The organism is Micromonospora sp. CB01531 (assembly GCF_001905095.1).
Taxonomy (GTDB): domain Bacteria; phylum Actinomycetota; class Actinomycetes; order Mycobacteriales; family Micromonosporaceae; genus Micromonospora.
Map to the genome: position 1 here is coordinate 75,034 of NZ_LWLS01000074.1, position 8,855 is coordinate 83,888.

At 67.6% G+C, this 8,855-nt stretch carries 5 protein-coding genes and 1 pseudogene; all 6 read left to right on the forward strand.

Annotation, left to right across the window (positions count from 1 at the left end; all coding sequences use genetic code 11):
* The first annotated feature begins 22 nt into the window (after positions 1-22).
* On the forward strand, positions 23-706 hold the full coding sequence (locus A6A27_RS21525; RefSeq protein WP_073836441.1) for a hypothetical protein: 684 nt from the start codon (positions 23-25) through the stop codon (positions 704-706).
* A gap of 226 nt (positions 707-932) precedes the next feature.
* Entirely contained in the window at positions 933-2,201 is a 1,269-nt protein-coding gene (locus A6A27_RS21530; protein WP_073836442.1) for a hypothetical protein, read from the forward strand.
* Positions 2,198-4,207, forward strand: coding sequence for a hypothetical protein (locus A6A27_RS21535; RefSeq protein ID WP_073836443.1), 2,010 nt, complete (start codon positions 2,198-2,200; stop codon positions 4,205-4,207). Before A6A27_RS21530 ends, A6A27_RS21535 begins: the two co-directional genes overlap by 4 nt.
* Positions 4,204-7,644: a helicase-related protein gene (locus A6A27_RS21540; protein WP_073836444.1), complete on the forward strand. Its 3,441-nt coding sequence runs from the start codon at positions 4,204-4,206 to the stop codon at positions 7,642-7,644. The genes A6A27_RS21535 and A6A27_RS21540 overlap by 4 nt, the downstream gene beginning before the upstream one ends.
* Positions 7,625-8,008: a hypothetical protein gene (locus tag A6A27_RS21545; RefSeq protein WP_073836445.1), complete on the forward strand. Its 384-nt coding sequence runs from the start codon at positions 7,625-7,627 to the stop codon at positions 8,006-8,008. The genes A6A27_RS21540 and A6A27_RS21545 overlap by 20 nt, the downstream gene beginning before the upstream one ends.
* A gap of 354 nt (positions 8,009-8,362) precedes the next feature.
* Positions 8,363-8,614, forward strand: a pseudogene (locus A6A27_RS21550) (kinase); the annotation flags it as partial.
* Positions 8,615-8,855 lie beyond the last annotated feature (241 nt).

Here is an 8,855-nt window from a genome sequence, read left to right on the forward strand (position 1 = left end):
GGGAAAGGAGTATCTGACCGGCATGGCTCACCTCACCATCGCGGAGCGCATCATCCAGGAACTGCTGCGCACCAGGCTTCCCCTCGACGACGACGAACTCGCGCGGCGCCTCGATGTACAGCCACGACAAACGATCAACCAAGCCTGTCGCAGACTTGAACAGAGCCGCCGGCTCCGCCGCTACATCGGCACCCACGGCAAGATCGTCAACGAGCTTCTGGGCGGCACGCTCCCCGTGGCTGCCATGGTGGAGCAGGAGGTCCTGCCCGAGCCGCCCGCTGGGGACAGCGCGGCGCAACGGCGTGCCGAAGGCGTCATGCTCGGCCTGTTGGGTGAACGGCTGGGCAAGACGCTGAGGCCACGCAGATTCGCCCTACCCGACGGGGCCAGGGTCGAAGTCGACGGCGCCGATGACGGGGTCACCCTGCTCGTCGAGGCATGGGCACATCAAGGCCCGCCGAAGTCCGCCCAGAAGCACAAGATCCTCGCCGACGCGATGCGTCTTCTCTTCGTCGCCTCGACGCTGCCAGTCCCGCCACGGTTGGTGTTGTGCCTGTCCGACGAGGAGGCCGCCCGGCACTTCACCATCGCCCGTTCCTGGGCGGCCACCGCACTGCGCACCTTCGACATCCATGTCGAGGTGGTCGAACTGCCAGCCGAACTGCGGAACGACATCCTCTCCGCCCAGCAGCGCCAGTACCGCTGACGCCAAAGGCTCGGATCGACACCCTTCCACTGCAGGAAAGGTGCCGCAAGTGGGCCCCAGTGAGGGGTACACGGCCTTCGAGTCCGACGCACCGCCATCGCCTCAACCAAGCTGTCCATGAGTAGAAAACGCCTTGGACCAGGCGCCGAGGGGACGACGTGAAACGGTCAGCATCTATGACGATACGGTCGATGCCTGACGTGACCGAGTTAGCCAGGATCGAGCCGTGGCTGTCTTCCTGACCGAATTGGACCCCCGCGCACGTATCAAGGGATCACGGGACGGGCTCGGCGCCCAACCGGTGTGGTCGGCCATGGGCCGCCCGCTAATCGGCAACCTGACGACGGTCACCACCGACCTCGCCGCGTTCACCACCCTGCTGGTCGGCCTGCGGCTCACCGAAATCGGCCCCGCCGACGATGACGCGCAGCGGCAAGCGGCGTTCCTGGTCTGGGAGCAGATGGCCGGATACGTCCGGCACGTCGTCTACGACGACCGCGGATTCTTCGGACGCCAGCGCATCGCCGCCCGCGCCGCGTCGGCCGGAAGCAACGGCGGAAAGGTACGGCTGTCGGCTGACCCCGCGTATCAGATCCTGAGCAACCAGAAGACCGACGGCCTGCTGGGCAACTACACCGCGCCAGCGCGGGCGTCAGGACTCCTCGCCCCCGGCTCACCGGCCCGCCTCACTCCCGAAGCCGCGGCGTTCGTCGACGCCACCTACCTACCCCGGCTCGCCGCAGCCTGGGGCCGCGACGCCCAGCAGCTCACCCGGGCGCTCACCCAGGCCTCCTACCGCTTCGACCTGCACGAAAACAGCAAACGTGCCGCCGTGGCGGCGGTGCTGGACCCGACCTTGTCGGCGAAGGAGCGGGACTTCTACCGGCGCCACCTGATCGAAGGTGGCCCACTGGACCCGACGAAGGGTCGGCAGGCCCGCTTGGCGATGCTCGTGGAGGCGAGGCCGCGCCCGTCCGACGGGCCGCTGGGGATCTACGTCGCGCAGCTCGCCGAGGACGCCGAGCTTCAAGGCTGGGCGGACGTAGGCGAGCGGCTGCGCCGCATCGTGATGTGCGAGTCCGTCCTGGCACCCGCGACGGTGCTGTTCAACTACCTCCTCGGCCGCGACGACGCCCACCTCGACACGGTGATCGAGGACCTGCACGCGGTCTGGGGCGACCGGCTGGAATCGGTGCACCCACAGGCGGCGGCGGTGCTGTCCGATCGACAGTGGCGCGACATCGCCGACGCGCTGGTCCAGGGTGATTGGCGGCGGCTGATCCATCTCCTGGCGCAACGCAACGCCACGGTGATGCGCGAACGTGGGGGAGGGCTCGCCTGGTTGGAGGTGACCGACGGCGACCGGCTGCGAGTGCGTTTCCGTGACGAGCCCACCGGCCTGCCGGCCGCGGACGAGATCCGGGACCTGTGGTGGTACCCGTACTTCCTGCCGTCTCTCATCCGCCTGGTCGCCGCGAACGAGGAGAGCGCATGAACGACCGGATCCCGAAGGCTGTGCTCACCGAGGCGCTGCGGGCGCAGATCGGTGGACGGCGAGTCCTCGCCGCGGTGTTCTGCACCTTCCGCTTCGAGCCTGGCTTCTTCGAGCAGGAAATCCTTCCCGCGCTGTTCGACCTGCCGCTGCACCAGGCGCCCCAGATTCGGCGGCTGCAACTTGAGGATGCCCTGCGATCGCTCGCCGGGCAGGTGGCCGTCTACTACGACCGTAAAGCGCTCGTCGTCGGCGACGGCACCGCCTGCCTGGACGTCCGTCGCATCCCTGTGCAGCTGACCCGCGGCTACTTTCATCCCAAGAACGCGTTCATCCTCGTCGAAGACGACGACACGGGGGAGCGGGCCCTGGTAGCGCTGACCGCGTCAGCGAACCTCACCCAGGCGGGCTGGTGGGAGAACGTCGAATGCTTCCACCTTGACGAAATTCCGGAAGGCGGCCGGTCTCGCACCGCAGCCGACATACGACAGTTCCTGCGCCGGTTGCGCACCCTGGCCAAGCACCTCGGCCCCCACGACGCACTGGAGCAGGTGGACGCGTTCCTCTCCGCAGTGCAGCCGATCACCCAACGCTCGTCCAACCAGGTCCTACATCCGCACTTCATCGTCACCGGCAGCCGCGGCTCGACCTCACTTGTCGACCAGCTCGACGACATCGCGGGGAAGTGGCTTCGCGGGGCAAGCCTGGAGATCATCTCCCCGTACCTGGACGAGGCGGACGTTTCGGCTCCGCTAGCCGCGCTGCTCGACCGGTTCCAGCCGCGACGCTGGCGCATCCTCCTGCCAGAGGAACGCGGCCTGGCGCGCTGCCGCGAAGCCCTCTACCAGTGGGTGCAGGCCCAAGGCGGCCAGTGGGGCCGGCTGCCCGCCTCCCACACGGCCCGCCGCGGCAAGCAAGCCAGCGGCGCGGCCGTCGCACCCCGCACCGTTCACGCGAAGGTGTACCGCTTCTTCACCAACGAATACGAGATCAGCTTCGTCGGCTCCTTCAACCTGACCGGCCCCGCCCACCAGGCCGGCGGCAACCTCGAATCCGGAGTTCTCGTCGAGGTACCCGCACCGCGCCGACCCCGCTTCTGGCTCGAACCGGTCGACGAGACCCCGACCTTCGCGCCGACCCCCGCCACCGAGGACGACGACACAGACCTCGACGTCATACCGCTGCTCGTCCGCTACGACTGGACCAGCGAAAAGGCCGACGTGTTGTGGGACGCCACCACCGTCAGCCCACCACTGGACGTGCACCAGTCGGGACCCTTGTTCGCCATCCCACCGCTGCAGCCGGCTACGTGGACCGAGCTTCCCGCCGGCGACGCGCGGAAGCTGGCCGAGCGGTTGCGCTCGTCGAGCTTCCTCACGGTGATCGACGGTGACCGTCGCGGAGCTGTGCTCGTCCACGAGACCGGCATGGCGCACCGGCCGTCCCTGCTGCTCGAACTCACCCCCGCCGAAATCCTGCGCTACTGGTCGATGCTCAACCCCGACCAACGCGCCGCCTACATAGCCGCCTGCGGTGGGCGGGATCCGAGGCTCACCGGCGAAGAGCCTGTCCACGCTCAGGCCGCCACGCCCGTCGACACCATCTTCGACCGGTTCGCCGGCATGTCCCACGCCTTCGCCAGCCTCGCCCGCACCGTCCGGGAGGCGCTGACCGACGGCAGGACGGAACACGCCCGCTTCCTCATCTTCGGGGCCAAGTACGACTCCCTCCCCGTCCTGCTCCAGCAGGTGCTCGACGACACCGACGGGGACCTCGTGGACCGCTATCTCACCGTGCTGTGCGCCCACCAGATCGCCGACCGCATCCGCCGGGACTGGCCGCAGTTCTGGGCATCCGACCCGATCGGAGCGGCGCGACTGGAGACCGCGCTCGCAGCCCGCACGCCGCTGCGGGAGCAGATCGCCGCCCGCAACGACGACGACATGATCCACTTCCTTGACTGGTACGAGGCCCGGTTCCTCGACGAGCCTGCGGAGGTCCTGGCATGAGACTCACCACGGACACCGCCAACCGGCTTTTGGACTTCGACCGGCTCATCGGCAACGAGCAACGCGCCACCGACCAGCTCGAAGGGGCGGTCGCTGTACACAACATCCTGCACCAGCACTCCGTCGCCTACCTCGCCGACGAAGTGGGCATGGGCAAGACGTACGTCGCGCTCGGTGTCGTCGCCCTGCTGCGCCACTTCAACCCCAACCTGCGGCTACTCGTCATCGCACCCAGGGAAAACATCCAACGCAAGTGGCAACGGGAACAGGGCGTCTTCACCGCGAACAACGTCCGCCGCGACGACCTTCGCGTCCGCATGCCCGGAGGTCTACCCGCACGGCCACTCGTGCACTGCGACAGCCTGATCGAACTACTCGAGGAGACAGCGGTCGCCCCGGACCGGGACTTCTTCGTCCGCATGCCCAGCTTCAGCCTCCCCCTCCGCCAGGACCCCACCCAACGCCGGAGCTTCCGCGACCGGCTCCGGCGGCAAATCCCGTGGCTGCCCGACGAACTGGTCGACCTGCGCTCCAACACCGACGTCATCAAAGACCGATTCGCCCAAGCGATCAACGCAGCCATTCCCCACTTCGACCTCGTAATCGTCGACGAAGCCCACAACCTCAAACACGGCTGGGGACCCCACGCCTCCGCCCGCAACCGAGTCCTCGCCACGGTCCTCGGCCGCGAGCGCGACGACGTCCACCCGCATCTGCAGCACGCCTACGGCGAACGCGCCGGCAAGATCCTGCTGCTGTCCGCCACCCCCGTCGACGATGACTACCGACAACTGTGGAACCAGCTCGACCTGTTCGGCCGGGGCGAACCCTTCACCGCCCTAAGCGACACCAACACCAGCGAAGACCAAAAACGGGAGGTCACGGGGCAGTTCCTCATCCGCCGAGTGACATCCCTGAAGGTCGCCGGCCAGCAGCTGACCAAGAACCTCTACCGGCGGGAGTGGCGCCAAGGCGGCCTCACCGTGCACGACGAGCCGATCCGGATCACCGACGACCGTCAACGGCTCACCGTCGCCCTCGTACAAAAGAAGGTCAGCGACCTCCTCGGACACGAACGGTTCGGCGCCCGCTTCCAAGTCGGCATGCTCGCCTCGTTCGAATCCTTCCTGCAGACCAGCGCAGCCAGCCAACAGCAACCCGACGACGCCAGCGACGACGACCAGGCGGCGAACTTCGACGGCGCCGACCAGACCACCGACCTCGCCGAGCGACAGGGCGCAGACGTGCCGACACTCGACGAACTCGCCCGCGACCACGTCCGGCGGTTCGGCCGTGAGCTTCCGCATCCGAAAATGGACGCCCTCGTCAACGCGCTCACCTCGTCCTGGCGCGACGGCCACAAGGGCCTCGTCTTCGTCCGCCGCGTCGCCTCGGTCGCCGAACTGAAGCGGAAACTCGACGACGAATACAACGACTGGCTCATCACTCGACTACGCGAGCGCATCCACCCCCGGCACCATGCCGCACTCGACGCCAAGCTCGCCGAGTATCGCGACCACCGCTCCCGACGCGCCACGGCCGAAAACCACCAGGACAACCACGACGAAGACTCCGGCGGAGACGACACCCTCTTCGCCTGGTTCTTCCGCGGCCGCGGACCCGACGGCATCATCAGCGGGGCCCGTATCCAGGAGCGCTTCCGCAACCTCGGCAGCCCACTCGGCATCTTCTTCGACGACAACCACCTGATGGCACTCCTCGACGCCGCCCCCGGGGAGGTCACGCAGCGTCTCGCCGCCGCGCTCGGCGAAGACCGAGACAAGGCCGACCGACTGCTCCGCCAATACTCCCGCCACTACCTGTCGGAGGCGAGACAGCCCACCAGGGGAGCCCGGTTCGACGCCGCACAGGGCGCAGCACTGGAACTGCTCGCCAACACCCCCGGCCCACTCCAGGCCCACGCCGAGGTCGCCTGGCGCGAGCTGTACCGCCCCCGAAAGCAGCAGCGACCGGCGGCAGCCGAAGCCGAACCAGACCTGCTCGAAATCCGCACCTTCTTCACCGAGCTCCGCCGCCGTGACCAGCTCCGCGCCGACCTCTGGCCGAAACCCGCCAGCGACGATCTCACCGCAGCCTTCCGAGAACAACACCAACGCGCCCAACTACTGTCCGCCGCATCCCGGCTCGGGCACGCCTTCCTCGACCTCTACGCCACCGTCACCGACCACCTGCAATCACTCAACCCGTCCGAGGGCATCGAGCCAGGTAGTGAACTCGTCACCGCCTGGCTCGACGAACTCGAACGCCAAGCGAACACCACCGCCCGCGGCTGGTCGGCGTACGACGAACTCACCAACCTCGCCGAGCACCACGACCTGATCCTCGACACGACCCTGCCCGAACTACGGCGCGCCGACCTGCGGGAAACGCCGACCCACGTCGGTCGGCTCCTCACCGCGCAGCAACCGGTCGCCGGCATGGCCGGCCGGGTCAACCGCCGCCACGTCCAACAGTTCCGCCTGCCCGGCTACCCGCTCGTGCTCATCTGCACCGACCTGCTGCAGGAAGGCGAGGACCTGCACACCTTCTGCTCCCGCGTCTACCACTACGGCCTGGCATGGACCCCGTCCGCCATCGAGCAGCGAATCGGACGGGTCGACCGCATGCGCTCGCAGACGGAACGACGCCTCACCAAGCCGCTCGACTCCGTCGGCGCCGAGGATCTGCTTCAGGTGCACTACCCCCACCTGGCCGACACCATCGAACGCCTCCAAGTGCGACGCGTGCTCCACCGCGTCAACGACTTCCTCCGCCTGATGCACGAAGGCCTCACCATGCCACCTTCCGGCGACGGCCACCTCGACATCGCCCGGGAAGCACTGGCCGACGACGGCATCCCCCCAGTGCACGCCGAACCGCTCACCACCTCCTTCCCCGTCCGTGACCAACACCTCGCCGGACGCAACCGCCCCCTCGCCGTCGACGAGTCACTCGTTCGAAAGCACCTCGACCGATTTGCCGCGCTGTCCCACGGCGACCTCGACGGCATCACGGTCAACTGGGAACCGCACCAACCGAGTCCGGACACACGGCTCGGCACCGCCGTCCTGGCCACCGGTCGCCAGCAGCCCTTCAGCCTCCACTTGGAACACGACGCCGACCACATCATCGTGCGATGCGTCAGCCCCATCGGTCGCGTCGACCGCGACGACCAATGGCAGGATCTCGAAATCTGGAGCAGCGGTAACGAGGCACGACTCGGCGCGGTCCGGACCCGTGGCGGCAGTTATGACCTCACCCTCGAGGAGGACGTGCTGCTCACCGACCGCCGACACGACCGCGCCCGCGTCAGCGCTCTGTTACGTCGGGTAACCGCCCTTGCCGACGACGCGGAACGGCAACACCTGCCCGACCGCGACCGGCCAATGACGGACTTCAGGACGGAGTTGGAGCAGGATGTTCGGTACTCGCGCTGAGTGGCGCGCCCTCTGCGACGCCGACGATATGCACGTCAAGCGACACGACATCGCCGTGCGATTCGCCAACGACCGCTCGCACACCGTGCGGGTGCAGGATCTTACAGACGCCTACCTCGTGACGGCTGTGGTCACCCACCCTGAGGCCCTCGCGCAGGTATCCGAACTTGCGCGCAAGGCCTGGCTCAGGAACCGGCACAGCAGCCTCGTCGGATTCCGCGTCGATGAGGACGGCTACTTGCTCGCCCAAGCCTGGACCCCAAAAGACGGACTCACCGCGAACGCCTTCCAAGCCGTCGTCCGAGCCGTGGCGCGTGAGGCGGACCGATACGAATTCCAACTGACCGGCACCGACGATTACTGATCGCTGCCGGCCGCGAGGGGTGGCCAAAGATGCGCTGCGTCGCTGGCAGTCCGACCGCGCCCGCACCCGAGGACAACAGCGGTGACCCAGCGGTACGTCACTCGCCTGTACGCGGTGTTCCCGCACTGGTCACCATCGCAGCGGCCCAGGCGATTGGAGATGTTGGCGGCCCCGGTCACCCTGCCAGCCCTCGCGATTCGACCCTGATACACACGTAGTGGTGACCGACTTCGCCAGCAGGGTTCGACCGTGTCGTTTTGGCGTGCGGTCTGATACGGATCAACATGTCGCCACCAGCAGCGATATCACGCTGTGGCACCGCAGCTGACTGAGTAAGGTGCGGCGATGGCGATGAAGGCCTTGTTCTGCTACCTCGATGTGTCCCTGCCGGAGACCCTGCGCCGGCACGTCACCCGCCCTGAAGCCAGCGAGTTTACTACCGAGAACATGACCAGTTGGTACAGCGCACACGACATCCTCGGCTGGCCCGGCGAACTCGTCATCGATGAGACCAGCACAACGGAGGACACCATCACCACCATCGCCGCAGCCTCCGGACTGCCCCAGGCCGGCCACGACAATGACCTTCTACCCGCCGTCCCCTGACACCACCGATTGTCCATATACGCGCGAGTGGCTGATGTCCGCCTCGACACAGCGACCACATCGCTGATGCCGCACGGCCTCGGCGACCTCCTCGACGGCAATGGACGGCGCAGCCCCTCCCGGATCAGCCTCGCAGCAAGGTCTGGCGCGGCACTGTCCGACCCAACGGTGGCCCGGGGGGCGTCTCGCTAACGGCACTCGCGCGTGGCCTAGTACGGCAGCCGCCGTTCGGGATCATGGT

Bases quoted from the DNA above. Each gene is read 5' to 3' on its own strand.
- A6A27_RS21545 (WP_073836445.1), top strand. From the start codon at position 7,625: ATGTTCGGTACTCGCGCTGAGTGGCGCGCCCTCTGCGACGCCGACGAT.
- A6A27_RS21525 (WP_073836441.1), top strand. From the start codon at position 23: ATGGCTCACCTCACCATCGCGGAGCGCATCATCCAGGAACTGCTGCGC.
- A6A27_RS21535 (WP_073836443.1), top strand. From the start codon at position 2,198: ATGAACGACCGGATCCCGAAGGCTGTGCTCACCGAGGCGCTGCGGGCG.
- A6A27_RS21540 (WP_073836444.1), top strand. From the start codon at position 4,204: ATGAGACTCACCACGGACACCGCCAACCGGCTTTTGGACTTCGACCGG.